Annotated in this window: 25 protein-coding genes; 13 read left to right on the top strand and 12 right to left on the bottom strand. The window is 54.8% G+C overall.

Annotated elements, in window-relative coordinates:
* Nucleotides 1-287: 287 nt before the first annotated feature.
* The 4 genes from ACPLPM_RS12330 to ACPLPM_RS12345 form a co-directional block, all read right to left on the bottom strand.
* Entirely contained in the window at nt 288-767 is a 480-nt protein-coding gene (locus tag ACPLPM_RS12330; protein ID WP_424357071.1) for a YbhB/YbcL family Raf kinase inhibitor-like protein, read from the bottom strand.
* Between the two features lie 177 nt (nt 768-944).
* Nucleotides 945-1,913 carry a replication factor C small subunit gene (locus tag ACPLPM_RS12335; RefSeq protein WP_424357072.1) on the bottom strand — a complete coding sequence of 323 codons (969 nt, stop codon included), beginning with the start codon at nt 1,911-1,913 and terminating at the stop codon, nt 945-947.
* Nucleotides 1,914-1,964: 51 nt separating this feature from the next.
* Nucleotides 1,965-2,495 (bottom strand): VIT1/CCC1 transporter family protein, encoded by a 531-nt coding sequence (locus tag ACPLPM_RS12340; protein WP_424357073.1) that lies wholly within the window; start codon nt 2,493-2,495, stop codon nt 1,965-1,967.
* Nucleotides 2,496-2,540: 45 nt separating this feature from the next.
* The gene (locus tag ACPLPM_RS12345) at nt 2,541-2,831 is read right to left on the bottom strand and encodes a DUF211 domain-containing protein (protein WP_424357074.1); all 291 of its coding nucleotides are present in this window, start codon (nt 2,829-2,831) and stop codon (nt 2,541-2,543) included.
* A gap of 196 nt (nt 2,832-3,027) precedes the next feature.
* On the opposite strand from ACPLPM_RS12345, the gene ACPLPM_RS12350 reads away from it, so the two are divergent.
* Nucleotides 3,028-3,903, top strand: coding sequence for a carboxypeptidase-like regulatory domain-containing protein (locus ACPLPM_RS12350; RefSeq protein ID WP_424357075.1), 876 nt, complete (start codon nt 3,028-3,030; stop codon nt 3,901-3,903).
* An 859-nt stretch (nt 3,904-4,762) separates the two neighbouring features.
* On the opposite strand, the gene ACPLPM_RS12355 is transcribed toward ACPLPM_RS12350, so the two are convergent.
* Together ACPLPM_RS12355 and ACPLPM_RS12360 are read right to left on the bottom strand one after the other, a co-directional pair.
* Nucleotides 4,763-5,734, bottom strand: coding sequence for an aminopeptidase (locus ACPLPM_RS12355; protein ID WP_424357076.1), 972 nt, complete (start codon nt 5,732-5,734; stop codon nt 4,763-4,765).
* Between the two features lie 17 nt (nt 5,735-5,751).
* Nucleotides 5,752-7,242 carry a hypothetical protein gene (locus tag ACPLPM_RS12360; RefSeq protein WP_424357077.1) on the bottom strand — a complete coding sequence of 497 codons (1,491 nt, stop codon included), beginning with the start codon at nt 7,240-7,242 and terminating at the stop codon, nt 5,752-5,754.
* Between the two features lie 389 nt (nt 7,243-7,631).
* Here ACPLPM_RS12360 and ACPLPM_RS12365 point away from each other — a divergent pair, with 389 nt between their 5' ends.
* The 3 genes from ACPLPM_RS12365 to ACPLPM_RS12375 all read left to right on the top strand — a co-directional run bounded on the left by ACPLPM_RS12365 (nt 7,632) and on the right by ACPLPM_RS12375 (nt 11,463).
* Nucleotides 7,632-9,014 (top strand): FAD-dependent oxidoreductase, encoded by a 1,383-nt coding sequence (locus tag ACPLPM_RS12365; RefSeq protein ID WP_424357078.1) that lies wholly within the window; start codon nt 7,632-7,634, stop codon nt 9,012-9,014.
* Nucleotides 9,015-9,039: 25 nt separating this feature from the next.
* Nucleotides 9,040-9,540 carry a DUF192 domain-containing protein gene (locus tag ACPLPM_RS12370; protein WP_424357079.1) on the top strand — a complete coding sequence of 167 codons (501 nt, stop codon included), beginning with the start codon at nt 9,040-9,042 and terminating at the stop codon, nt 9,538-9,540.
* Nucleotides 9,541-9,732: 192 nt separating this feature from the next.
* Nucleotides 9,733-11,463, top strand: a complete 1,731-nt coding sequence (locus ACPLPM_RS12375) for a DUF835 domain-containing protein (protein ID WP_424357080.1) — start codon at nt 9,733-9,735, stop codon at nt 11,461-11,463.
* On the opposite strand, the gene ACPLPM_RS12380 is transcribed toward ACPLPM_RS12375, so the two are convergent.
* Both ACPLPM_RS12380 and ACPLPM_RS12385 read right to left on the bottom strand, forming a co-directional pair.
* Nucleotides 11,460-12,092 (bottom strand): class I SAM-dependent methyltransferase, encoded by a 633-nt coding sequence (locus ACPLPM_RS12380; protein ID WP_424357081.1) that lies wholly within the window; start codon nt 12,090-12,092, stop codon nt 11,460-11,462. The genes ACPLPM_RS12375 and ACPLPM_RS12380 overlap by 4 nt on opposite strands.
* A gap of 44 nt (nt 12,093-12,136) precedes the next feature.
* Nucleotides 12,137-12,799, bottom strand: a complete 663-nt coding sequence (locus ACPLPM_RS12385) for a peroxiredoxin (RefSeq protein WP_424357082.1) — start codon at nt 12,797-12,799, stop codon at nt 12,137-12,139.
* A 131-nt stretch (nt 12,800-12,930) separates the two neighbouring features.
* On the opposite strand from ACPLPM_RS12385, the gene ACPLPM_RS12390 reads away from it, so the two are divergent.
* Together ACPLPM_RS12390 and ACPLPM_RS12395 are read left to right on the top strand one after the other, a co-directional pair.
* Entirely contained in the window at nt 12,931-14,271 is a 1,341-nt protein-coding gene (locus tag ACPLPM_RS12390; protein WP_424357083.1) for a DEAD/DEAH box helicase family protein, read from the top strand.
* A complete protein-coding gene (locus ACPLPM_RS12395) occupies nt 14,271-15,809 on the top strand; it encodes a DUF790 family protein (protein ID WP_424357084.1) in 1,539 nt (512 codons plus the stop codon). Before ACPLPM_RS12390 ends, ACPLPM_RS12395 begins: the two co-directional genes overlap by 1 nt.
* 236 nt (nt 15,810-16,045) lie before the next feature.
* On the opposite strand, the gene ACPLPM_RS12400 is transcribed toward ACPLPM_RS12395, so the two are convergent.
* Complete coding sequence (locus ACPLPM_RS12400) at nt 16,046-16,948, bottom strand: DUF2268 domain-containing protein (protein ID WP_424357085.1); 903 nt, start codon at nt 16,946-16,948, stop codon at nt 16,046-16,048.
* A 102-nt stretch (nt 16,949-17,050) separates the two neighbouring features.
* Nucleotides 17,051-17,869: an NAD(+)/NADH kinase gene (locus ACPLPM_RS12405; protein ID WP_424357086.1), complete on the bottom strand. Its 819-nt coding sequence runs from the start codon at nt 17,867-17,869 to the stop codon at nt 17,051-17,053.
* A 267-nt stretch (nt 17,870-18,136) separates the two neighbouring features.
* Here ACPLPM_RS12405 and ACPLPM_RS12410 point away from each other — a divergent pair, with 267 nt between their 5' ends.
* The 4 genes from ACPLPM_RS12410 (at nt 18,137) to sdaAA (ending at nt 21,424) form a co-directional block, all read left to right on the top strand.
* A complete protein-coding gene (locus ACPLPM_RS12410; RefSeq protein WP_424357087.1) occupies nt 18,137-18,523 on the top strand; it encodes a translation initiation factor IF-5A in 387 nt (128 codons plus the stop codon).
* Between the two features lie 21 nt (nt 18,524-18,544).
* Entirely contained in the window at nt 18,545-19,411 is an 867-nt protein-coding gene (gene speB, locus ACPLPM_RS12415; RefSeq protein WP_424357088.1) for an agmatinase, read from the top strand.
* 435 nt (nt 19,412-19,846) lie between these two features.
* Nucleotides 19,847-20,506, top strand: a complete 660-nt coding sequence (sdaAB, locus tag ACPLPM_RS12420) for an L-serine ammonia-lyase, iron-sulfur-dependent subunit beta (protein WP_424357089.1) — start codon at nt 19,847-19,849, stop codon at nt 20,504-20,506.
* Nucleotides 20,507-20,518: 12 nt separating this feature from the next.
* Nucleotides 20,519-21,424: an L-serine ammonia-lyase, iron-sulfur-dependent, subunit alpha gene (sdaAA, locus tag ACPLPM_RS12425; protein WP_424357090.1), complete on the top strand. Its 906-nt coding sequence runs from the start codon at nt 20,519-20,521 to the stop codon at nt 21,422-21,424.
* Nucleotides 21,425-21,475: 51 nt separating this feature from the next.
* Here sdaAA and ACPLPM_RS12430 read toward each other — a convergent pair whose 3' ends face one another.
* Nucleotides 21,476-21,715 carry a hypothetical protein gene (locus ACPLPM_RS12430; RefSeq protein ID WP_424357091.1) on the bottom strand — a complete coding sequence of 80 codons (240 nt, stop codon included), beginning with the start codon at nt 21,713-21,715 and terminating at the stop codon, nt 21,476-21,478.
* Between the two features lie 346 nt (nt 21,716-22,061).
* On the opposite strand from ACPLPM_RS12430, the gene ACPLPM_RS12435 reads away from it, so the two are divergent.
* From ACPLPM_RS12435 to ACPLPM_RS12445, 3 genes are all read left to right on the top strand, one after another.
* Nucleotides 22,062-22,520: a 30S ribosomal protein S15 gene (locus ACPLPM_RS12435; RefSeq protein WP_424357092.1), complete on the top strand. Its 459-nt coding sequence runs from the start codon at nt 22,062-22,064 to the stop codon at nt 22,518-22,520.
* Nucleotides 22,521-22,608: 88 nt separating this feature from the next.
* Entirely contained in the window at nt 22,609-23,838 is a 1,230-nt protein-coding gene (locus tag ACPLPM_RS12440; RefSeq protein ID WP_424357093.1) for a DHHA1 domain-containing protein, read from the top strand.
* A complete protein-coding gene (locus tag ACPLPM_RS12445; protein WP_424357094.1) occupies nt 23,825-24,067 on the top strand; it encodes a KEOPS complex subunit Pcc1 in 243 nt (80 codons plus the stop codon). Before ACPLPM_RS12440 ends, ACPLPM_RS12445 begins: the two co-directional genes overlap by 14 nt.
* Before the next feature lie 372 nt (nt 24,068-24,439).
* Here ACPLPM_RS12445 and ACPLPM_RS12450 read toward each other — a convergent pair whose 3' ends face one another.
* Nucleotides 24,440-25,702, bottom strand: coding sequence for an alkaline phosphatase family protein (locus ACPLPM_RS12450; RefSeq protein WP_424357095.1), 1,263 nt, complete (start codon nt 25,700-25,702; stop codon nt 24,440-24,442).
* Between the last annotated feature and the right edge of the window lie 226 nt (nt 25,703-25,928).

A 25,928-nucleotide genomic window follows, 5' to 3' on the forward strand; every position in this document is an offset into this window, starting at 1 on the left:
GCACAGATTTTAATCGATAATAAAAATTGAATGGTTCGCAGTATATCTTATCTAAAATCGTCATCTGTGCAATCTGAGCAATCTGTTAGAATCTGTGATCCTGGCACAGCGCAGCGTTAGTCCACGTTCGCGAGCACAGAGACAACACTATTAATGCTATCCGAGAAATCAGTAACAAGCACAGCGCAGCGTTAGTCCACGTTCACGAGCACAGAGACAACACTATTAATGCTATCCGAGAAATCAGTAACAAGCACAGCGCAGCGTTAGTATTTCATCTCCAAATGTTACTGCCGCCCGTACAGCCCGACAATCTCCGCTTCCCCCAAGATATGGCCTTTCATGGCGCCGAGCACGGCACTTTTCGAGACGCCGGAGGGCATGTCGAGCATGGTGTTCAGAGCATATAGATGAAACCTGTACCTGTGGGGCTTGCCCGGCGGAGGGCAGGGTCCTCCATAGCCGGCCTGGCCGAAGTCGTTCTTGCCCTGCGACGCGCCGGCTTTTACGAGCTCGACGGCAGAGATGCCCTCTTCCAGCATGGTTGTGGAAGCCGGCAGATTGTAGAGTACCCAGTGGGTAAAGACTTTACCAGGCGCATCGGGGTCGTCGACGATCAGGGCGAGCGAATCGGTGCCGGCGGGCACCTGGCCCCAGGTTAGCTCCGGTGAGATATCGTCGCCGTCGCAGGTGTACTTTTTAGGGATATAACTGCCGGACTCGAAGGCGCTGCTAGTAAGGGTCATCTTAGTGGTAACGTTCATCATAGGCTCACTCCCTGCGAGGATAAGATCGTCGGGTAAAATCAGGTTACTGGTCCCTGCTTTTATAGAGTGCCCGGCGCAAACGTGGTGCTATTATCAAATTTTTATTACTGATCGGCAATTTTTGCATTTTTTAAAGTAGAAAAGCCCGGGCCTACGGCCCGGCATGCCCATTTAGAGTTACTTTGAGCGCGCAGCGCCTTGCATTTTAAAGTGAGCCAGCAGTGCCTCGATCTGGATCCGCTCGCTGGCACCTTCGGTGAGCCGGAAGTCTGCCTCCCCGATGCGGTCGACAAGCGCTACCAGCACGTCTTCGTCCAGCCCGAGGTCGAACATGCTGCGGTAGATCTGTTCGATGATGTCCGAGCCCGACAGCCCGTAAGTGATCAGCAGCTCGTCCAGCTTACTTCTCGAGTCCATGAACTGCCCGTTGAGGGCAAGCTTGAGCATGTCTTCGATCTCTTTCGGCTTTGCGGTGCTGGTGGTCTGGTAGATCACGTCGGCGGTGATGTCTTTAGCGATGGTGGCCGCAGACTGGAGAGCGTTAATCGCCCTGCGCATGTCGCCACGGGCGACGTAGATCAACGCATCCATGCCGTCCCTCTCGATCTTGAGGTGCTCTTTCTCGGCTATGCGGTGGATACCCAGAGTAACGTCGTTGGCGGTCAGCGGCCCGAACCGGTATACCGCGCAGCGGGACTGGATCGGCTCGATGATCTTGGAAGAGTAGTTGCAGGAGATGACAAACCTGCAGGTCGCGGCGTACCGCTCCATCGTCCGGCGCAGCGCCGACTGTGCATCCGAGGTCAGGGCGTCGGCTTCGTCCAGGAAGATGATCTTGAACTTCGCTTCTCCCAGCGGGGCTGTGCGGGCGAAGTTTTTGATGTTGTTGCGCACCACATCGATACCACGTTCGTCGGAAGCGTTTAGCTCGATGAAGTTACTCTGCCAGGTCTCCCCGTACATCTCCCGGGCGAGGGCAACAGCACACGCAGTCTTGCCGACTCCCGGGGGCCCTGAGAACAGCAGGTGAGGAAGATTACCAGACTTAACGTAAGAGATAAGCCTCCGGGTGATCTGCTGGTGGCCTATAACATCCTCAAGCCTTCGCGGCCTGTATTTTTCCGTCCAGATTTCATCCTCTGCCATAAGCGGTACTTCCTCCCCCATATATGCTAGTCATGACCAATAATCTTTCTATCAGTGGCCTATGCCAAGCAGGCTACATACCACTACGATCAAGGCTCCGAGGCCAACCATGCGCACCACGGATTTAAGGTAGCTCTGGCTCGAAACCTTTCCTGAATATAGGCCCAGCACTACCAGTGCCGCCAGCGAAAGCCCGACGGATGATGCCGTCGCCGCGAAGCCTCGGAGAACCAGGAAAGGCAGAATCGGCACGATAGAGCCGCAGAGGCTCGCGCCGCCGTGGATGATCGAATCCCGCACGATCTTCCGGCGGGCCATCTTTTCGATGCGGGTATTCCGCAGATCTTCAAGCATCGCCTTCTCTACGCTTGATATACGGCTGTACTCGACGGCAGTCTCGGCGAGGTACGATCCGATACCGTTCGTCAGGCACAGCGCAATGCCGCCGCCCAGTGCGGCTTTGAGGATAATGCCGGCGTCCTGAGTGGTCGTGGCAAGCCCCACGATAATGCCCAGAATAGCCAGCAACCCGTCTATGCTGCCCAGGATCAAGTACCTGCCAACATCGTTTCCATTAGCCATTGAAATAATGTTAGTTAAAACAGTTAAAGCAGGTTATTCGCGGGCTTAGCGGTCTTGCAGCGTTTCGACGTTTTCCACGAGCTTGCTGCCAGCCGCAACTTCGTCGATACTGTGGATGACTGCGCCCATGTCTTCGATTACCTGCTCCAGTTCTTCAAAATCGATATTGTTGCCCTCGACAGTAATCTTGATGGTCTCCGTCTCCGTGTCGACCTCCTGAATGCCGAGGTTGACGCCAGTGATGTGGTTAAGCTTACAGATCGCCTTGGCCATCTCCAGAATGGAGGGCTTGTGCGGTTTCAGGACGTCGAGAACAAGTCTTTTTATTCCGGTCATATTTATCTAATTTCCAATTATTCAATTATTGTCACAGAATATAGATTTTTAGTATATCAGTCTTGCGATACACCCGGCTTATGCCGGATTTCCTGCGGCAGGATACCGCATTGGCACGTAGCCCAGGGCGAGTTGACCGATCATACGGGAAAGGTTATATCGTTTTTATCAACATTAATAATACACAGGCGATGGAATGAAAAAGATCTGGCTGGCGGCTATTGTAGCGCTACTTCTGGTCCTGGCCGCTGCACCGGCAGAGGCCCAGTATTACGATAACATCAAGATGCAGGCATCTCAGTCGTACCTGCGGATGGGCATGAACGACACCATCACTCTGAGTGTCCAGCTGTACGACAATAGCAACCCCACCGGAGCGGCAAACGTGCCGGTCGTCTTAAACTTCCTCAGCGCCGGCGATTACATGATCTTTGACAGGCAGCTGATCGTTACCGACGAGAAGGGAACGGGGTCAACCACGATCCGCATAAACCCGGATAACCCCCCGGAACGATATAGGCTACCGGTCCTGGTACAGATCGAGGCTGCCACCGAATTCCACCGGGCCAGTATTAACGTGTACATAACTGGCACAGCCCCGGTTTCCGGATACGTAGTCAACGACGAGATGAGCATCATCACCGGAGCGGACATTACCGTAAAAGGCCCTGACGGAAAGCCTGCCACGTACCTGACCTACCCGATCTATTCCAGCGACGGCTCAGGCGGCAGCCCGATGGGCTACTACCGGATAGACGGGCTACCCACAGACGTCGGCAAATACGAGATAACCGCCACGAAAGGCGGCCTGAACGGGACGATCAGGGCAGAAGCCGGCTACGAAGGCGCACGCAACGACGTCACAATCAAAAACTACAGGGATGTGGTCAACGTCTCTCAGATAGTGGCCAACAACCAGAACCCGTCCGCCACAGCCGCAGCCATCACGCCGAGCCCCGGGCCGACCGCCGAGCCTGCCAAGCCCACTTCGATGACCACCACGATTATTGTTGCAATCATACTGATAGCGCTCGTGTATATCGGACTCAAAGCATACCGCCGGATGTTCTGACTTAATAACATAAACCATCAATGTTCTAACCACAGCGACACAGCGACACGGAGACATTACGAGAAACGATAGCAGGACGGTTATTTAAACCACAGCGACACAGCGACACGGCGACAACCGTACCCGAATAACAATGCATTCTTTTTTAGATCCACGGCGACACGGCGGGCTGACGACACGGAGACAATCCGTCTATTGCTACTATACTGGAGAACCCAGGTATCACTACAGAAAGTAGTTTACCGATCATGAGATCATAAGGATATACTAAACACCTGGCCAGTAAACCGTTTTTGGTTAATCGGCTGTCTCTGTGTCGCCGTGGACTGAAAAAGAAGTCTCGTTACGGCGTCGCAGTTGTCTTCGTGTCGCTGTGCCGCCGTGGTTCCAGTCACCGTTCGGTTGTTGTAGGTCGCACTGTCTCCGTGCCGCCGTGCTGCTGTGTTGCATTATTCTTATCTTCATGTTCGCCTTTTGAACGCCTGCAGTCGCAGGCGTTCTCGAGGCGATGCGATGACGATCGCTGCGCTGTGCCAGGATCACAGATTGAAACGGATTGCACTGATTTCACAGATGACCTTAGAATAAAATCGGTAGACGGCAAATCCATTTCTCATCGATTAGAATCTGTGCAATCTGTGGCATCTGTCAGAATCATCAGATTCTGCGTAATCTGTGATCCTGGCACAGCGCAGCGATCGTCTTGCTGAGTCACTCCACCTGCAATAGCTCGGCCCAAAGAAGAGAAAATGAATTATGCAACACAGCACCGCCGTGCCGCCGTGGTTCAAATACCTGATTTCAGGTTGCCAGGATAAGGAACCGTGCCGTCGTGGTAAGAATTTGGGAGCCGGGGAGCTCAGGTCAGCTCGCCGTCTCTCATTATATATTCCCCGGTCTCTATGACCATTATGGAAGGCTTCTTGAACAGGAAGTCGCGGTGGGTGGCGCTCATGTTCTGGCCGCCGGGCATGTCGGAGTTGTGGCCGAAGGCGATGTGGAGGGTGCCGTAGACTTTTTCGTCTTCCAGCAGGAGGCCGGTGAGCCGGGCTTTGGGGTTCAGGCCGATGCCGAACTCGCCGCAGAGGGCCGCCTCGTCATCCACGTCGATCAGCTCGTTAACCTTGTGAACCAGTTCTTTATCCTCGGACGAGAGTTTGGTCACGTAGCCGTCTTCCACGCACATGACCAGCGGTGCTTTGACCTGGCCGAGGTCGCCGATGCTGCCGTCGCACACGATGGTGCCGTTCATGCTGTGCTCCACGGGTGCGCACCACATTTCTCCAGCCGGCAGGTTGCCCATGTGGCCGGGCAGGATGGTGATGTCGTCGGCGAAGTCCCTGCCCTTGATGCTGAAGGCGATGTCGGTGCCGCCGGGGGCTGTGACTCTCAAATTGATGACGCCTTCGAACCGCTTTTTGAGCTTGTCGGCGTTCGCCTTGATCGCCTTGAAATCCGCCGTCATCGGGTATTCGATCATGCCCATGTTGATGTCCGGGGAATGGCCCACCCGGGCCCCGTACATGGACTCGTCGTGGTGCAGCTGGATACGGAAAGGCGTCTCTTCTCCGATGCCTTTGAGCTGGTTGAAGAACAGGCTCGGCTTCAGCTTCTCAATCAGCGCCTGCAGCTCCTTCGGAGCTTCCTTGAGCGGGCGCCTGTCCTCGGGCACCTGGTACGTGTGCACCGTGATGCCTTCGATCTCGAGGGCTTTTCTGGTGACCTCCATGACCTGACGTGCGTACTCGTCGTGGATGATGAGGGCGACTTCGCCCTTTTTGATACCCATGATCTCTTTTAAGGAATAGTGTAGCTTGTGAGCGATATCCATGTTAATACCTCAATACCTCAATACCTCAGGTTTCTCTCCAGCTCCCGGACGAGCAGGGTTTCATCAATACCATAGTAGCCCATGTTGCGGGCGATCTTTACACCGTCGTACTTCTGGCCGGTGCTCCACAGATTACGGAGATAGTCACCGGCTGCTCTCACGTTCCACCAGCTGGTTCCGAACTCGTCGTTCAGCATGGTCCTGATCTGTACTTCCAGCATCCACGCCCTCAGGTAGCATGCGGAGTAAAATTCGGAGTCAAGGTCGTACAGGTACCGCTTTTCGGGGTGCTGGAACTTGAGCGCGTCGCCCAGTATCCGGGCGTACAGCTTGTCCGGGTCTGCCATCCCGCTGTGTAGCTCGATCTCGTATAACAGTTTGGCCGCATAGCGCCGCAGCATATACAAGGTCTGGAAGGACTGGAAATGGGTAAGCCGGGACACGTCGTTCTCGGTCATGTCGAACTGCTGCTCCAGCCAGTGCTTGTTACCGGTGAGGTGTTCGAGCAGCATCGCGTAAGCCTCGGTCACAGAGTTGTCGCCCATATACTTGAACTCCATGGCCATGTCGGGGGCGACGTTGCCGAAGTGCTGGGCGTGGCCCATCTCGTGAAGGAGGGACCGGTAGTCATCCATGCCCCCCTTGGGCATGATGCAGAGCACGACGTCAGCCGGTACTTTGATGGGGCAGCAGAAGGCCCGGGGAGTCTTCTTCTCTCTCGCCTCGGTGTCCATGTGAATGTTGGAGCCTTCCCGGATCTGCATGTTCATGCCAGACAGAGTATTGTCCAGCACAGGGAGCATTTTATCCTGGGCGAAGAAACGGTCGAACTCTTTGACCCTGAACAGGTAGCCTATATCACCGGCACGGACCTCAGAGAGGCTGAGGCCGAGAATATCTTTGCAAATGTTCCGGAAATGCCTCGTATACAGGCGGTCTGTCCTGTGCAGCACGTTCTGCATCTGGAACTTTAAGGCATGCAGGTCGATGCCGCTCATGTCCGCGCACATCGAGACGTAGTTATCGTAGCCGAAGGACCTGGCGATCTCGTAGGACCTGTCCAGCCGCTCCCGCAGCATCGGGTTGAGCACGTCGTAGACGCCTTCCCGGGCGGAATCTATGGCTATTCGCTTTTCGTGGTCAGGCTCGTTAGCCTGGATCACCGCTGAGTACCTGAAAGATACCTTTTTACCGTCGATCTCAATCTCAGATCGGGCCTCTGTGGCGCTGATCTTGTCTCCGAGGTCAGTGTTTTTCCGCCCGATGAAACTGGAGAGAAGATATGCGTACAGGTAGCTCATCCGCAGCTTTTCGGTGCCGAAGGCCTTCTCCCTCTTAGCCTTGACCTCGTAGATGAGGTCTTCGCTGTCGAAAATGCTGGCATACCGGGCGTAGATGCTCGCCGTGTCAGGTTCGTCTTTCAGCCCCGCGCGGCTCTCATATTCTTCCCTCATCAGAGCTTCGTTGAACCGCTCCAGGTCCGTCCTGATCGAGTCCATGTCTGTCATCAGCATGACCGCCTATGATAGGTACTGTTGCCGTTGAAAACGGCAGTGCCACAAATCTATGAGCCCGATACGCTTAAGTGTTTCGATAAAACCGGACGATAAGCGCTATTGGAGATCATGAGGGCGTGGCAGCTCATCTCAGCTGCAAAACAAGCAACCCTCACTTACTCCACGTCATCGGATATCCTTGCCATGGGGGGTTTGGTAAGGAATGATGTACAAGCTTAAGATACATATGGTTATATTTATAATAATATCTGTATAATCGTTATAACTGGGCCTCCTGGCCCTCGATAATAAGGGATATCCAGCCCGGCCGTCGCGTTTTTTACGGAATCCCGGTGCCGTCACAAAAGGTATATCATGGCTGGCATGCCTAATTGTAACCGATGGTCGACGCTATCGTGATAGGCGGCGGGATCACCGGAGCAGGAGTAGCCCGGGACCTGGCCCTCAGAGGATTATCTGTCACGCTGCTGGAGAAAAGCTACCCTGCCGCGGGAGCTACGGGGCGGTGTCACGGGCTGCTGCACTCGGGAGCCCGGTATGCTGTAAAAGATCCACGGGCTGCAGCCGAATGTGCTGCCGAAAACAGAGTTGTGAAGAACATGGCTCCCCACTGCGTCGAAGATACCGGGGGCGTATTCCTGGCAATAGACGAGGCTGATGCAGGGTACGGAGACCGGCTGGTGTCCGGATGTAAAGCGGCAGGAGTACCTGTCGAAGAGTTGTCAGTCGCTGACTCTCCAAATCCGGCAGCCCTGAGGTGCATCGGCACAAAGGATGCCGCAGTTGATCCGTTTCTTCTCACGCTGGCCAACCTCTACGATGCGTACATGGCAGGCGCAGAGATCGTGACAGGCTGCGGGGTAAAGCGGATAGGAGATGGCTTTGTCGAGACTGAAGATGGCAGGACGATCAAAGGGGAGGTTATCATCAACGCTGCCGGCTGCGAATGTGCAGAGCTGTTACAGGCGTCGGGGAGATCTGCCCCGGCCGTACAAGCTGATCATGGCACACTTCTTGTGACGGAGCGCAAGGTCTGCGATCTGGTCGTCAACCGGATGCGCATGCCGGGTGATGGCGACATCATAGTTCCCGGCCACACTACGTCCATCATAGGCACTACCTCGGAAAAGTCGGCCAGTACGATACCCCTGAGAACGGAGTACCACAAGCTGGTCAGAGAAGCTGTGGCACTGCTCCCCTCGATGAAAGGCGTCCGCATCACCCGGGCCTTCGCTGGCATCAGGCCGCTGCTGGGCAGCGGAGACGGGCGCAGCCTGTCGAGAGACTATAAAATTTTCGAAGAGCAGGGGCTCATCACCATAGCCGGAGGAAAACTGACCACCTACCGCCTCGTCGCAGAGCATGCCTCAGATGCCGTAATGCGCATGCTGGGGGAGAACGGGCGGTGCCGCACGATGTCGGAAGCTTTGCCGGACGTCAGGCGGGAGGAGCAGGGAGAGATCGAGTGTCGCTGCGAAAGCGCAGGGCGCAGGATTATCGAGATGCCGTTCCTGAAAAATACCGACACGTCCAGGTATAACCGCCTCGGCTTCGGGGCTTGCCAGGGAATGCGCTGTGCCCGGTTTTCGAACTCGCCAGAGGAGTTCCTGCAAGAGCGCTGGAAAGGCGTGAGGCCGATCATCGACGAAGGCCAGCTACAGCAGGCATATGTCGCCTGGGCTTCGTACAAAACCCGCCTCGGCGACCGGTGGCCGGGCGACAGGATAGTGCTACCCCGGGATAGAGAGCCAATGAATTATTAATATAAGAGAACCATATCCACTGCGTATGAGAAAGTCTCAGGTGATTGTGGCTCTCAGCATAGTATTCATCCTGTTACTACTCAGCACTTTCTCGTACATGTCTGGCCGGGCGTGTAAGCCGGCAGTCCCGGACGAGGGTTTAAACCTCCCCCCGTCCACAGCTTCTGTAAGGATCACCTGCAGCGATGGCAGTTGCCAGGTCTTTGAGGTGGAGATCGCCGACACGTCCGAAGAGCATGCCACGGGCCTGATGAACCGTACTGTACTGGCGGCAAATTCTGGCATGCTGTTCATTTTCAGCGATTACTCGGCCCATAACTTCTGGATGGACAATACCCTGATACCGCTGGACATGATATTCATCGACGAGGAGGGAAAAATCCTGAACATCCATAAAAACGCCACGCCACTCAGCAAGGAGATCATCCGGTCTGCGGGACCCTGTAAGTACGTACTCGAGGTTAACGGCGGCGTATGCGGAAAAGAGAACATCCGTACCGGAGACTCTGTTTTAATAATACAATAGGGGAGTCGCCACATCCCGCCCACAATCTTGCTTTAACTATGTGATAAGCTCTCTGCTCGCCGGCTCACGAAAAAGTATATGAGGTTCTCAAAGTGATGATGGTATTAATGGGTATTATACCGTCTGTCACAGGCAGATTGACAGAGCGGGTATCACTGAGGATAACAGGCATTTTTCACGGGTATACAAAATATGGAGAGCAGGGAAGAGCCACTTAGCAACCTTGACAGCAGCATCGTGGATAGTGTACGAATGGTCCTGATTGCCGTAGATCGGGATTTGAATATCACCCGCTGGAACAGGTTTAGCGAAAAGATCTACGGAATTAGCCAGGCAAGTGCGCTGGGCAAGAATATTCTGGAAGTGTTACCGGTCTTCGCCAGAGAGCACCTCGAGCAGTACATCACCTATGTGCTGAACACAGGAAACGACTATACCGCTTCCAACTTCGAGCACATCTCCAAAAAATCTTACAATATTTATATCACGCTGAAGATCGTCCCGATCAAGCACGAAGGCAAAGTATCGGGAGCCGTGGTCTTCGTCGACAACATCACCGCCCGCAAGCTGGCTGAAGAAGCGCTGCGCCAGAAAAACCGGGAGCTCGGCATCATCAACTCGATCACCTCCACGATAAACCGCACGAAAAACATGGACGAGATACTTGGCCGGGTGCTGGGCGAATCGCTGGAGCTGTTAGACATGGATGCGGGCGCGGTGTACCTGCTCAAAGGAGAGGGCTCCGCCGAGATGACGGTCAGGAAAGTCGAAGTGCGGACTCCGGCCGGACGCTCGATAATACCGAAAGCTTCCGTCGCCCTGATGGCTGGCATTGAGATCGACAGGGTATATTGCAGTCAAGACGGCGACATGACGTTCTTGGACGGCATATTTGCCAACGATAAACATACCGTCTGCCTGCCCATCTCAGTGAAAAATAAGCTGCTCGGCATCATGGCCATGGGCTCCCAAAACGAGAACAGCTCTTGCGGAGAAAAAGCTTCCCTGCTCCTGGGCATAGGCTCCCAGCTGGGCTTCGCCATCGAAAACTTCTACCTGTTCGACAGGATAGCAGAGACGAACAGCTACCTGACGGACATCATCAACGAATCGCCCGACGCTATGCTGACAGTAGACCTGAACGGCAAGATCCTGACCTTCAACCGCAGCGCATCCCGGCTCCTGAAGTTCGAGGCGGCGGACGTAGTCGGCAAACACATTTCTATCATCCTGCCGGTCGGCGACAGGATAGACATCATGGATAACAAGAGCTACGTCAGGGAATTCAGGACCAGAACAGACTCCTTGATCATGCTGAACATCTCTACGTCGAGGATATACAAGGAAAACCTCAACAGCGACTACATCGTCACGCTGAAAAACCTCTCGGAAATCCATGGCCTGAGGATCACGCCAATCCTCGAAAAAGCGGAAAACTCCGCCCCGTCGTACCACCTGGACCCGGGACTTATCTATATTTACGACAAGAACAACGATCCCGAGAAGCACATGGCGATCTTCGCCGACCTGGTAAAGCACAACATTCAGGGGCTGTGCGTCACCAGACACCACCCGCACAAGGTCCGGAGCCAGTACCAGCTGGAAAAGACCCCCATTATCTGGCTGATGGGTGGCGAGTGCGCCATCGGGGAAAACTGCATTAAGCCCGATAACCTGTCAGGCCTGGGCTCGACGATCTACAAGTTCCTCGCAGAAGCTAACGATGGCGTCGTATTGCTGGACGGCATGGAGTACCTGCTGAGCCGGAACGGCTTCGACTCGATGCTCAAGTTCCTCCAGTACATGAACGACAAGGTCATGCAGAGCAACAGCAGGGTCATCTTGTGCCTGGACAGCCTCACCCTGGAGAAAAAACAGTACCACCAGCTGGCCAGCGAAGTGCAGGAAATAGAGATCGGCTAAAGGGTCTCAAAGACGTTCCGCTCGTCGGCCTGATCATTTTTGTAGAGGTACACGCAGTACTCGTCGGACATGTAGTCGCACCGGAGAGCCACTCTCCGGGACAGCGTCCGGCAAAACTTGAGCATATCCTCGGGAACAGGCCTCCAGTAGGCATCCTGCTCGCTATACGTTGGCAGTAAAAAGTCGGCGGCCACGCCCCGGCGGGACACTTTCAGCATCTTTTGCAGCATACCCTTCGCGAAAGCCTCGTTATCGCTGATCTTGATGGTGAAAATGCCGGCTGCAAAAGCCCAGTCGTACTCTTCCTGAAGGAGGCCGTCATCGAAATCCCCGGCGAAAAACCGGGCTTCAGGATACGCTTTTCTGGCGATCTCTACGAACTGCGGGTGGATATCGATGCCTGTATAATCAATTTTCAAGCCCTTGTTTACCAGGAACCCGTACAGGTCTCCGAAACCGCAGCCGACGTCGAGGATGCTGCACCCGTCGAGGTCGCCGATCTCCGACAGTGCCGTAAACCGGGCTTTGCGGCCCCCCGGAATCCAGCCGAGGCTCCGGGTGTCGTGGCCGAATTGCTCCAGCTTGCTGCCATAATAATTTGAAAGGATATCCCGGTCCGACTGCTTCAAAGTGATCTATATGGGTGCACAGGGCGGGCATAAATGCTTCGCCCTCAAAGCTTCTTCTTGCAGAGGTACCATGTAGTGCACTCGTAGCCTTCCTTCATCCGATCTTCCGCCCCATGCTGGGTGTGCGGCGGCTCGATCAGGACAGGTTCTCCCGGCTGCCAGTTGGCCGGTGTATCCACCCGGTACTTATCGACAACAAAGAGGGCATCGAGCGTCCTGACCAGCTCGTCGATGTTCCGCCCTACGCCGGTCGGGTAGAAGATGACCATCTTCACGATCATTTTAGGATCGAGGATGAACACGGACCGGATCGGCATGATGTGGCTGATCTGAGGATGAATCATGCCGTAGAGGCGGGCTACTTTCGTATCGAGGTCTGCTATGATCGGGAAAGGCACGTGTACCCCGGTGTGCTCTTCGATGTCCCTCACCCAGGCGATGTGAGAGTTCAATCCGTCCACGCTCAAACCCAGCAGCTTAACTCCCCGCTTCTCGAACTCGTCGAACCGCCTGGAGAACTCTACGAACTCAGTCGTGCAGACCGGAGTAAAGTCCGCCGGATGGGAGAATAGAATGACCCAGCTGCCTTTATAGTCGGACAGTTTTACTTTACCATGGGTTGTTATAGCCTCGAAGTCCGGGGCCATCATGCCGATAGTGATACGGCCGCACTGATCGCCGCCCGTTAGCTGTTCACCGCTGATCATAGTTACCACTAATATATGTATAGTATTATATTATAAATGCTCTTCAACAGTAATAAGTGATCGTCCTTGAACCAGGATACTTTCACCCCGGAGTGAAAAAGATTATTTAAGCCCGACGCTATTAACTCCCGATGATCCACCTCGCGTTCGACAAGGGCACCATTCTGGTCCGGGGCAACGTCAGAGTTCCCGGGTCCTCCTGGGATTCCCGTTCCGGAGCCTACCGGGCGCTGGGCCTTTTCTACAAAGATATCAAAGCTTACCTCGATGCGTCGGGGTTCGAGTACAGGGACGATGTCATGGACCTGGTCCCGTGCCCTGCCATAAAGGCAAAAACGGTCCTGCGAGAGTACCAGGAGAAAGCAGTAGCAGCCTGGCAGCGAGCAGATATGTGGGGTGTAGTCGTGCTGCCGACAGGTGCAGGTAAGACGCTCGTAGCACTGAAAGCGATCGCCATGGTGCACCCGGCCATCGTGATTGTGCCTACACTGGATTTGCTGGACCAGTGGAAGACGAGGATCGAGGAAGAGTTCGGCTTCGAGCCGGGCGTCTACAGTGGGGACGAACACCGCCTTGGGCCAGTCACGGTCGCCACTTACGACACCGCCTACATCAGAGCTTCCGAGCTGGGCAACAAGTTCCGCCTGGTGGTGTTCGACGAAGTCCACCACCTGCCTTCGCCGGCCTATACGACTATTGCAGAAATGCTGGCCTGCCCCTGCAGGCTGGGTCTGACGGCGACCTACGAGCGGGAGGACGGCAAGGAAAAAGACCTGCCCAGGCTGACAGGCGGCAAGGTCTTCGAGATGAGCGTCGATAACCTGGAAGGGATCCACCTCGCGACCTACGACCTCAAGCGGATAAAAGTCGACCTGTTGCCCGAGGAAGAGGCCAGCTACAGGCAGGACTATGATCTTTATAGAAAATACCTCTCAGATAACCACATTATTCTGAGGTCGCCCCGTGACTTCGAGCGCCTCGTCATGCGCAGCGGCCGGGATAAAGGGGCGAGGGAAGCAATTCTGGCAAGACACCGGGCGAGGACGACAGCCCTGAACTCCCGGGCCAAGCTGCTGGAGCTGGAGAAAGTATTACTGCGACATAGTGGCCCGGACGATCGCATTATCATCTTCACAGAGCACAACGAGCTCGTTTACGCGATCTCGAAAGAGTTCCTCATACCCTTCATCACCTACACGACTTCCAAAGACGAGAGGGCGGAAAACCTCTCGAAGTTCAGGACCGGGGAGTACCGGGCGATCGTGACCTCCAAGGTGCTGGACGAAGGCGTGGACGTCCCTGACGCCAACGTCGGCATCATCCTCAGCGGCAGCGGCAGCCGCCGGGAATTCGTCCAGCGCCTCGGCCGCATCCTGCGGAAGAAGGGCGACAAGAAGGCCGTGCTCTACGAAATCGTGGCGCAGGGGACCATGGAAGAAGGCTCGTCTCAGAAACGCCGGAGGGAAGCCTGATGCTGTCGAGCGATCTGCTGGTAGCCAGGGTCAGGGGCGACACGATTACCCCCGCGTTCATTCCCCCGGAAGGTGATCACCTGGAACTGGCCGGCGACATCATCAGCATCTTCGAGGACCACACAGGGAAAAAACTAGGAGAGCTGTACGGCATCCTGGAAGAGATGGAGGAACAGGGCTTCGACTACCGGCTGGTCCGGGGAATGGTCGCGCTGCTGGAGCGGCGGTGCGACTTTAGCATCGATGCAGCGGTCGAGCCAGCCGTAGCCCGGCGGTCTGCTTTCGAGGCGGCCGCTAACGCTTTCCCGGTGATCGGCAGCGAGAACAGGAAAGCGCTGCTCGGACAAGTTGCCAGTAAGCTCGGCATCAGCCCGGCCGACATGGAGCGGTCGCTGTACGCCGACCTGGAAGACGAGATGCTGATCAAGGCCTTCAGACAGCCGACGCCCGAGGTACTGATCCAGCAGTACAATATGGGCCTGGCCCAGGCGCTGCTTTTCAAAGCCACCCAGCTCCGGTTCCGGACCGCATCAGGTCACAAGGAGATCCTGCGGAAGCTCAAGTGGCTCGGGCTGATGTACGATGCCGAGGCCAGAGATGGCCGGGTAGACATCACCATCGACGGACCCACCTCGGCGATCAAGATGACTGAGCGTTACGGCACATCTCTGGCGAAGCTGCTGCCACAGATAGTCAGCGCACCGGGCTGGTCTGTAGAGGCGACCGTCCTGAGAAAAGACTTTGCCGGCAACCCGAAGCTCTACACGTTCTCGCTGTCGGAGGATAAACACGGCGGCCTCTTCAGGCCCGGCCTTCAAAAGGAGATCGAGTTTGACAGCTCTGCCGAAGAAATATTCTACACCTCGTTCGCCAACGCTGCCACTGGCTGGGCCATATCCCGGGAACCCGAGCCCCTGATCACCGGCAAATACCTGTTCATCCCGGACTTCCTGCTGGAAAAGAACGGCCTCCAAGTTTACGTCGAAATCGCCGGCTTCTGGACCGCTGAGTACCTGAAGAGAAAAGTAGCGAAGCTCAAGGAGATCAAAGATAAAAATCTACTCGTACTGGCCAGCGACCAGATGTCCTGCGAGGCTTTCAGAGAAATCCCCGGCGTTATCTTCTTCGGTCGCAAGATGCCGATGAAACCTGTCCTCGATAGACTCAAGAAGCTTGAAAAGGCCAACGCAGACGCCGGCGCCGACAGGATCGGCAACATGGGACTGACACTCGAAGGAGAGGTCGTCCAGATCGCCAGCCTTGCAGAGACCGCCGGAGAAAGCACGGACGCCGTAAAAGCCTACCTCGAAGACCATCCACCCGAAGGCTACCTGGTCACTAAAGAAGAGCTGATCAACAATAATGTGCTCGCCGATCTTCGGGCAGCGTTACCGAACAGCATGCAATATGGAGAGGCGGTAGCTGCCATCAGGCAGCGAGGCATCATCTCAGTCGACGCTGTCATCCAGGCACTCGGGTACTCAGTCAAGTGGAGCGGCCTCGATCCGGACAGCGCCACAGTATTCAGGGCAAAATAATATAGTCATTCCCGTAACTTTTTGGATAGTCAGGTACCATTTACACGAAGTACGCAAGGTACGCGAAGTACGCGAAATTTTACGATAAGATCAGTTGCAATCACCCGTTTTTGTCGTACTTTTAGTACTTCGCGTACTTCTCGTACTTCGCGTAAACGGTACCAGTATTCGTATAAAACGGATCAAGAAGGATAGCTGCAGCAGCTCGATATTCAACCGTCAGTACTTAGAAACTTCTAATCGAAATACCCGGAGTTTTTGATGATCTCCCCGGCAGACAGGAAGGTCGCCTCTACCGGCGTTTTCCCCGTTTTCTGCAGGTAGGCCTGGACGAACTCGTACCCGATCTTGTAGCCGGTAAAGGCGGGGATGCCCGTGGGCTTTGCCGCTTTTCCGGGGGCCCGATCGCCGTAAAGGTAGTTTCTGACTTCTCCGAAGCCCTTTTTATCCAGGGAATCTTTGATCAGTTTCCGGGCTTCGCCGAGCTGATCAGCCGGGAATTCGGATATGTAGTACCCGATCTTGTCTTCCCCGTAAAGCCACGTGCCGAAGGATTCGGCGAGCCCTTCGAGGATGATGTAGTCTTCTACGGTGATGTTCACAGGGTCCCAGGGCATGACCGAGAGCCGGATGTTATGGTGCACTTCGTGGGCTAAAGCTGCCTGGAGCCGAGGCAGGTTGTACTCGCTCAGCTCGCCATAGGTCATCATTACGTAGCCGGGGATGCCGCCGTAGCCGGAGTACCCGTGATCGACGGGGTCCATCTTTCCCCCGTCCAGCAGGAATATACCGGCGATTGTGTGCTTAAGTGGTATCTTGCTCTCGAAGGGCTTGAAGACTTCAATCGCCCTGGCGATCGTCTTCGACATCAGGCCTTGCGCGTCAAATTTTTCCAGGATTTCCAGCTGCTCAAGAGTGTGCTGGTCCAGCCTCTCCGGCATGACGAACTTCCAGATGTCCAGCATTTTTAATGCATCCAGCTTGCCTCGCTGCGGGTTCAGCGATGCCCCGAAGGCGTTGAACATGCCTTCGTAGGGCTGCATGAGATCGTTCTTGAACATCTCCCGCCTCTTCCGCTTGTTTTTCTCTGCGATGATCGAACGGTAGACGGAGATAGTATCCTGGACAGTGAATTCCATTTAAGCCACTCTGTGGTTAGTAAATGCTACATAAAACGTAATGAGTCTTTTGGGCGTCACAGATTGCACGGATTGTACAGATTGCACAGAAGCCTCTCAAGTTCACGTCAGCTTCTCGCGCACGAGATCATAGAACTTGTCGTGGAACTTGACGAACAGCGCCGGGTTCTCGCACCTGGTGAAGGTCAGGACATCCTTCGTGGTGACGCTGGTCATGTACTGGCCGTCGACGACGACCATGGATTCTTTGTCTTCCCGCAGCAGCTCAAGTTTGATGGTGCTTCTGGCAGGAACCACCCAGGGGCGGGCGGAGAGCTTGTACGGGGCCAGGGGCACGATGATGATGCCGTCGACGCCCGGATCGACGATGGGACCGCCGGCGCTCATGGCGTATGCAGTGGAGCCCGTCGGCGTGGCGAAGACGATGCCGTCCGCCCTGAACTCTTCCATGAACTTACCGTCCACGTAAACGCGGAACTGGGAGATCTTCGCAGGCCTGGACGTGATGACAACCGCCTCGTTCATGGCACACGGGAGCTCGTACTCGTTGAGCTTCACCGCCATCCGCTGGCGCTCGACCACCTCGAAGTTTGAGATGATGTCGTCGATCATGTAGATGGCACTCTCAGGGTCGATAACCGTGAGGAAGCCCACTTCGCCCATGTTGATGCCCATGATCGGGGTCGGCTTGGGTAAAAGCTGAAGAGAACGCAGAATTGTCCCATCGCCCCCGAAAACGAGGACCAGGTCGGCGTACATCTCGTCGATCTCGGTGGCTTCTTTGCTGTTGCAGAGACCGGCAGTAACGGGGTCGATGTACAGCTTGACTTTGTAGGAAAGATGCTTGACAAACGCAGGGATGATACTCTTAGGGTCCTTGACATCGAGCCTCGAAATGATACCTACAGATTTTGCCTGCATGGATAGACTATCCTGCTCAATAGTAAGCGCATATCGGATATAAGATATTTGGGGAAAGGATTTAGTAGACATGCAATTGAATAAGCCCCTTGCGCTATCCATACGACCTGCATTATGCTTAATCCTGCCCACGCTAGCGCCCGGACTTGGATTAAGTATTTATACCCGATTATGACTATTATAGGCTAATACCCGGCTTTGATTATTATAAATTGCATATCAGGGCCTTTTAAGTTTCATCAAAAAAATCCACTGGAGTGAAGTATCTTGAAGCAGCAGTCTGAAGTAAAATCGCTGAAAGAAGGAAAATTCGTAATCATCGATGACGAGCCCTGCCAGATCGTCTCTGTGCAGCACTCTAAGCCCGGTAAGCACGGCGCAGCCAAGGCTCGTGTGGATGCCATCGGCCTGTTCGACGGCTCGAAGAGGTCCATCGTACAGCCGGTCGACGCCAAGATCTACGTCCCCATCGTCGAGAGGAAGAACGCCCAGGTAATCTCCATCGCAGGCAACATGGCCCAGCTGATGGACACCGCAGACTACTCGACCTTCGAGCTGGCTATCCCGGACGAACTGCAGGGCAAGATCAACCAGGGCGAAGAAGTCCAGTACATGGCCGCCATGGGCAAGCTCAAGTTCTCCTTCAGGCAGTAAGCTGCCAGGTAAACCTGGAACATGAATTACAATATTTTTGCGGAAGGTGACGCGTCCTTCGAGGACGCCACTTTCGTCATCTACGGCGTTCCTTTTGATAACACTTCGTCGTTCAGGGCAGGCTCCAGGTGGGCGCCCGACGAGATGCGGAAGATGTCGTACAACTTCGAGACGTACAACCCGGACCTGGAAGTGGACCTGGCCGAAGTGCCCATCCACGACATGGGCAACTGCGATACCTACGCCAGCGTAGAGGAGACGCTCGAAGAAGTCTACATGACCTCTAAACAGATTGTCGACGCCGGCAAAATCCCCATCATGATGGGCGGAGAGCACTCGCTCACCTACCCGTGCGTCAAGTCTCTCGGCAAGAACGTCGGCTTTGTGGTCATGGACGCCCACTGCGACCTGAGGACAGAATACAGGGGCATCGAGCACAACCACGCTTGCGTTTCCCGCCACATTATCGAGGACCTGTCCGACAAGTACGTCACGATCGGCGTCCGCAGCGGCCCGAAAGAAGAGTGGGACTACATCCGGGACAACAAGAACATCAGGGCGTATACCAATGAAGACGTCCACAGCAGAGGTATCAAAGCGATTCTCAAAGACGCTGACGAGTACCTGCAGGGCTGTGACAAAATCTACCTGTCGCTGGACATGGATGCAATTGACCCGGCCTACGCCCCGGGCCTCGGCACTCCCGAGCCTTTCGGCATGACACCCCGGGAAGTCCGCACGGTGATCAGGCACTTTGCGCCGATAACGGCCGCTTTCGACCTGGTCGAGATTTCGCCGGACTACGACGCCGGCGGCATCACTTCCGGGCTCGGCGCCAAGCTGATCCGCGATTTCATCGCGGCAAAGTGGAAAGCCCTGGGCCACTAAAGCCTGAGGCTTCCAATTTCTACTTTTCGAAGATATTATCAAGGGATCTGCAAACGATCGCTGCGCCGTGCCCGCTTCGGATAACTCTTGTACTCTATACCGTGTCGTATCTGTGCCCGGGAACCTACACGAACGCTGCGCTGTGACCGACTGGAAGCAGTCTCTTGTATACAGGATCACAGATTGAAACAGATTACACCGATTTCACAGATGGCATTAGAATTAAAGCTGTTGACGGTAAATCCGTTTATCATCGATTATTATCTGTGCAATCTGTTAAATCTGTAGTAATCTGTGATCTGGCACAGCGCAGCGTTCGTCTTGCTGTCTCACGCCACCCGAGCAACCAGAGTCGCAAGCCGTATCCCCATACCACCAAGTTTTCAAACACGGCCTGCCCTGAAGGTGATAAACCTGAGACGGAGGCATAGTTCTATGGACATCTTCGACATCATCGGCCCTGTGATGACCGGGCCTTCCAGCTCGCATACGGCGGGGGCAGTCAGGCTGGGCAGGCTGGCGGCATCGATTCTCGGGACGGAGGTGTCTGAAGCAGTGATGGGGCTGCACGGATCTTTCGCTTGTACTGGAGAGGGGCACGGGACGGATCGGGCGCTGGTGTCCGGGCTCATGGGGTGGACAGACGACGACCCCAGGATTGCACAGCCCTTTGAAGCTGCCGAGGCGGCGGGAATTCGCTACTCCTTTGAAAACGTGGACCTCGGCGAACTCGCTCACCCTAACTCAGTGCGCTTTTCGCTCCTGGGCAGGAAGGGCGAGAGCTGTACGATTACAGGCAGCTCTGTGGGCGGGGGCCGGGTACTCATCACCGCCATCGACGACATCCGGCTGGAGATCACCGGGGAGATGCCCACGCTGTTCGTGTTACACGGCGACCGCCCGGGAGTGATTGCCGGCGTCACCCGAATCCTGGCCGAACGGCAGATCAACGTGGCCCGGATGAGCATGTTCAGGAAGAAAAAAGGCGATCTGGCAGCCATGGTTGTTGAAACAGACCAGCCTGTAACTGGCGGCGATCTGGAGCGGATCGGGTGGCTGGAGAACATAATCAAAGTACGCAACGTCAGGCGATAGGCAGGTACAGAGATGGAGAGCAAGCTTTCTTTGCAAAGGTGGATTGATGAGGCAGCAAGGCAGAGCATGAGCTTTGGCGACTACTGCCTGAAGGCTCAGGCTGAAGAGCTCGAAATCCCTGCCGGAGCAATCCTGGACCGAATGGAGAAAGCCCTGGAAGTGATGGCCGAGGCAGTAAAACACGGCCTTGAAGGAAAGCGTTCCCGCAGCGGCCTGGCAGGAGGAGCCGGGAGTAAGATGCAGGCCCTGATGGAAGTAAAACCAGATGGTTTCATACTTGGCCGCACGATGTCCCGCGCGGTCATGACAGCGCTGGCGGCCTCAGAATCAAACGCCTGTATGGGCAGGATAGTGGCTGCGCCTACCGCCGGCTCGAGCGGAGTGCTGCCGGGAGTACTTTTCTCAGTAGGGGATTTGTACTGCTTCGACCGCAGACACCTCACAAAGGGTCTGGTCGTTGCCGGATGTATCGGCAGAGTGATCGCTTCCAGGGCTTCGCTCTCAGGGGCGGAAGGAGGCTGTCAGGCAGAGTGTGGATCTGCCGCTGCGATGGCCGCCGGTGCGACAGTCGAGATCTGCGGAGGGACCCCGGGGCAGGTAGGAGATGCGGCGGCAATCGCTTTGAAAAACATGCTCGGCCTGGTATGTGATCCGGTAGCCGGGCTGGTGGAAGTGCCTTGCGTGAAAAGAAATGCCGGTGCAGCAGCCCAGGCGCTTGTCGCCGCAGAAATGGCCTTGTGTGGCATTTCTAGCGCTATACCAGTTGACGAAGTGATCGATGCCATGGCTTCGATAGGCCATAGCATACCTCAAACTCTTAAGGAAACAGCTCTCGGAGGCCTTGCAACGACTCCTACAGGCCTGAGAATAGCCGGGAACAATTCCCGGAGCTACCACTCCTGCCCTAAGAAAGAATAAAATAATTTGCGGCCCTGGCGGGCCGTGGCGGCCTGACCGACCGCGGTAACTTTACTTTTCAGATTCCTTCCCTTTTTCGATGAGATCTTTTACCTTCTGGCCGCCCTTTTCGCCGCCCTTGTGGCCAATCTCCTCGTAGAACTCGTGACCATGCGTCTTAGCAGTTCTCTCGCCGCCCTTGTGGCCAATCTCCTCGTAGAACTCGTGGCCGTGGGTTTCCGCCGTCTTTTCGCCGCCCTTATGCCCGGCTTCCTTGACACTCATGTCACCTTTTTTCTCCTTCTCAGCCATACTAATCACCGAAAAAAACTCTTTTCGTATATGTATCAAGGTATCTTGAGGAAAATGACGGAGTATGCCGGGTATGTCGTATTATGAGCAAACAAGGGGTGGGGATAAATCGGACTACGTCGACCTCGAGTTTCTAAGGCTCGACATTTGTTGCCGGCTGGCTGATGCCCTGCAGATAGGTTTAAGATATCAGAAGCCCGACAGTAAATAGCTCGCGGATATACTCCACGCTGCTTGTGCCGGGCAAAAATTATATAAGCAAAGCCACAAAGTTAAGGTACAGCTTCGCCACTGTACAGTAGAATACAGTAAACTAATCAAATTACACTGATCAAGAGGATTTTTAATGGCTAAGATGCATACTCGCAGAAAGGGTCGCTCCAGGTCCACCAGGCCGGTCAGGAAGACCCCCCCGGCATGGTTCACCATGAGCAAGGATGAAGTAGAGAAGCTCGTCGTCAAGACCTACGGGCAGAACGTAACCACCAGCCAGGTCGGCATCGTCCTCAGGGACAAGTATGGCGTACCTGACATCACCCAGGTTACCGGCAAGAAGGTATCCGCAATCCTGAAGGACAACGGTACCGGACCCAAGCTCCCGGAAGACCTCGTCAACCTGATCAAGAAGGCCATCCGCCTGCACAAGCACCTCAATGAGAACCACAAGGACCTCCACAACAAGAGGGCCCTGCAGCTCACCGAGTCCAAAGTAAGGCGCCTGGTCAAGTACTACCACGCAACCGGCGTACTCCCGATGGACTGGGTATACACTCCGGCAACCGCGGAAATTCTCATATCCAGGTAAGACTGTACCCGCGGCAGGTGGCGGCATGTTAGACGCTGTCTCACAAATGGCCCGACCTGCGGCGGACAAAATTTTTAAAGCACCTTTTGTGCGGGTTGTTTCCCACCACGATGCGGACGGGATTACAGCCTGCGGCATTATTTGTCAGGCGCTGCTGCGCCGGAAGATCAATTTTCAGGCTACCATCGTCAGCAATCTTGATCCTTCGATCGATGCGGCCCTCGACCCTGCAGTACCTGTCATATTCTGCGACATGGGCTCGGGGCAGCCGGATATCGTCAACAAGTACGATGCCATAATTCTAGACCATCACGTGCCTGTTGGAGAGCATAAAAACATCCAGGTCAACCCCCACCTGATCGGCGTCGATGGAGGCTCGGAGATGTCAGCCTCAGGAGTTGCCTACGCGCTGGCCCGAATTATGGGAGACAACGTCGATCTGGCCGGGCTCGCGATCTCGGGAGCCGTAGGGGACAAGCAGAAGATGGCAGGCCCCAACAAGGACATCCTCGACGAGGCCGTCAGGAGCGGCATCATTACGATTCAGAAAGGGATGAAGCTGGGCATGGGCCCGCTTGAAAAGGTCCTCGAATACTCGATCGACCCCTACTTCAGCTTCTCCGGAAAGCAGCACGATACCGAGGAATTCCTGAAGGAGATGAGGCTGAGCGGAAACATCGAATCCCTGTCGCAGGATGACTTAAAGCGCCTGGGCAGCGCGCTCTCACTGCTATTACTCAAAAAGTCACCGCCGGACTCGGTCGATGCGCTGTTCGGCGACGTGTACCTCCTGAACAAGGAGCTAATCAAGGACGTCTACGACTTTACCAACACGGTCAACTCCTGCGGGAAAATGGGTATGCCCGGGCTGGGACTGGAAGTATGCCTGCGGCATGAGCCTGCGCTGAAGCAGGCCGAGGAAAAGCGCTTCGGCTACTCCCGCCAGATTCTGGACGCACTAAATGAGGCAGTAGGCAGGGTCAAGGACATCGGCTGGGTCAGGTATATAGACATCCAGAGCAGCGACGTAACCGGAGCCATCGCATCCATTGTCATCAGATATATCATGCCAGACAAACCCCTCATTGTGCTTAATACCGAAGATGGCAAAGTCAAGGTATCAGCAAGAGGCACACCCCAGCTAATTAAGCAGGGCCTGGACCTGTCAGCCGCGCTGAGAGAAAGCGCAGGAGTAGCAGGCGGCAGTGGCGGCGGCCACAAGATAGCTTCCGGAGCTGCCATTCCGATCGGCAGGCAGCAGGAATTCCTTGACCGCCTGAACACAATTGTAGGGAGGCAGATTGGTGGCCAGATGTAAAGCTCACATGGTTGTCGAGGCTGAGAACGCCCGGATGGTCGAGAAAGCGATCGTAGCGGACAATCCTTCCTATGTACGCACACGTGTCGAGGGCAACAAGGTGATCATTGAAGTAGAGTCCGACACTGCTGGCTCTATGCTGGCTACGCTGGACGATCTGCTGGTCAACCTGAAAGTCGCTGACGAGCTGCTCGAAGGCCAGGGCACTATCGAAGGTCAGGAAGACTGAGATAAAACAAAATTTTATAATACTTAGCTGGATAGCAGCGTTGGCATATGCCGAACAGTTACTCCTGATACGCAAAAATATTTATGGCTTTAAGCACATATATGTAGATTTGCGGGAAACAAGGTATGTCGGATCTAAAAACACTGTTCACTGTTGCAGCCCTAATCAGCCTGGTCGTTGGCCTGACATCGTTACTGGTATTCCATATACCCGCGATCTACTGTGTTATTTTATCTATATTCACCGGAGTCATATTTTTCTTCATCATTCTCTGGAGCTCATACTTATTTGTCTTCAGGTAAACAGACCAGCCAGGTTCGGCCGTGACGAGGTTCCTTCGCCCCTTCATGGTTAATCAGGTCGGCCCCATCATCATATGCTCCAGATGAGTAACGGGATTTCCATCTCATCTCTGGTCAGGCCGCCATGATGGCCTTTGAAAGTCACTTCGAATACGTCTTTTTCATACCACCATACCGACTCGCCTTGAAGTGGAAGAATAACGAGATTTCCCAGCCGCCCTCCCAGGGCTTCCGATGGCTCGCCGGCCCCAAAATAACCGCCACTGATCAGATCAGTAGTACAGCATACGACCGCTCTGCCATCCAGCTTCTCCTGCAGCAGGGAGAATGCATCATCAAGGCACTCTTCCCGGACGTACAGGAACATATCCCGGCATGACCCGGCAGGGGCCATGACTCTGCCCGCCCGGTTCCTTCGCATATAGCCCTCGATCTCCGGGAACTCCCGGTTCAGGTATATTGTTCTGGCCGGATCAATCGAGGTCTGCCCGTGATCAGCGGTAAGGATAAAGACAACTTTGCCCGCTTTATCCTTACCTGCGCTGCTGATGGCCCTCCAGAACACCTCTTCCAAGTCTGTGAGAAACTGAGTAAACGTAGCAGCTACTTGTTCCGATCCCGGGCCATAGTGGTGAAGTGCAGAGTCGATTCCATCGTAGTAGAAGTAGAAATAGGCCTTTTCGGTCTCGGCAAGGATCGCTTTTGCCAGCGCAGCCAGGCCGTCGGCGGTCGATTCGAAGCCTCCTACAGTAGCCGGCTTGAAGATTAGGTCAGAAAAAGTCGACCTGGCATACTCGTTATTCTGGAAAGCATAGCCTTTCACCCCGTGGCTGCTCAGCTTCTGGTACAGGCTACCGGCAGGATATATCTCGGCCGGCCGTACGTTCGTATCCCGCTTCAGCGAGTCCCTGACGCTCTGCTCCCTCGCGTAAGCATAAAGCAGCGGTGCAATGATATCGTCAGCTTTCGGCTCGTAGTAGAACCACTCGTAGAGGCCGTGCTGTAAAACGCTCAGACCGGTGTTGACAGTCGTCACATTACAGGCAGTCGTAGATGGAAACTGGGTAGCAAGCTTATGCAGCGCACCGTCCTCAATCAGACGCCCTATAAACGGCCTACCTATCGCCAGATTAGCGAACTGCGCCCACCCGATGCCGTCTACGAGCAACAGGACGACTTTATCATAATCCCCTTTAACCTTGCTAAAAGCTTCCGGGGGCAGGACTCCGGCAGGACGTTCAGAGGTCAGCATGGAAAGAATTGTGCCCGGCAGATTCTCTATCCGATACTGCCCGCAGGACTGTGGATTAACAAAGTAGTCGGGGAGATTCATGATCTGTTTCCAGATTTGTACTGCCGTGGAGAAATAGTGATATGCAGGCTTATAGCAGCCCTTTAGGTAAAATATATCAGCCTGCGGACCGATATGTTAAAAGTGCTGCATGAAGCTGCGATTATGGCTGACAGCGGCTCGCATTATGGGACTCGCAGCAGGTGAGTCACATGATTAGTCTTAAGTACGAGCAATACGTAGAAGTGTCAAATCCGGGCAGGAAAGA

It is taken from the genome of Methanocella sp. MCL-LM (assembly GCF_049676595.1).
Classification (GTDB): domain Archaea; phylum Halobacteriota; class Methanocellia; order Methanocellales; family Methanocellaceae; genus Methanocella_A.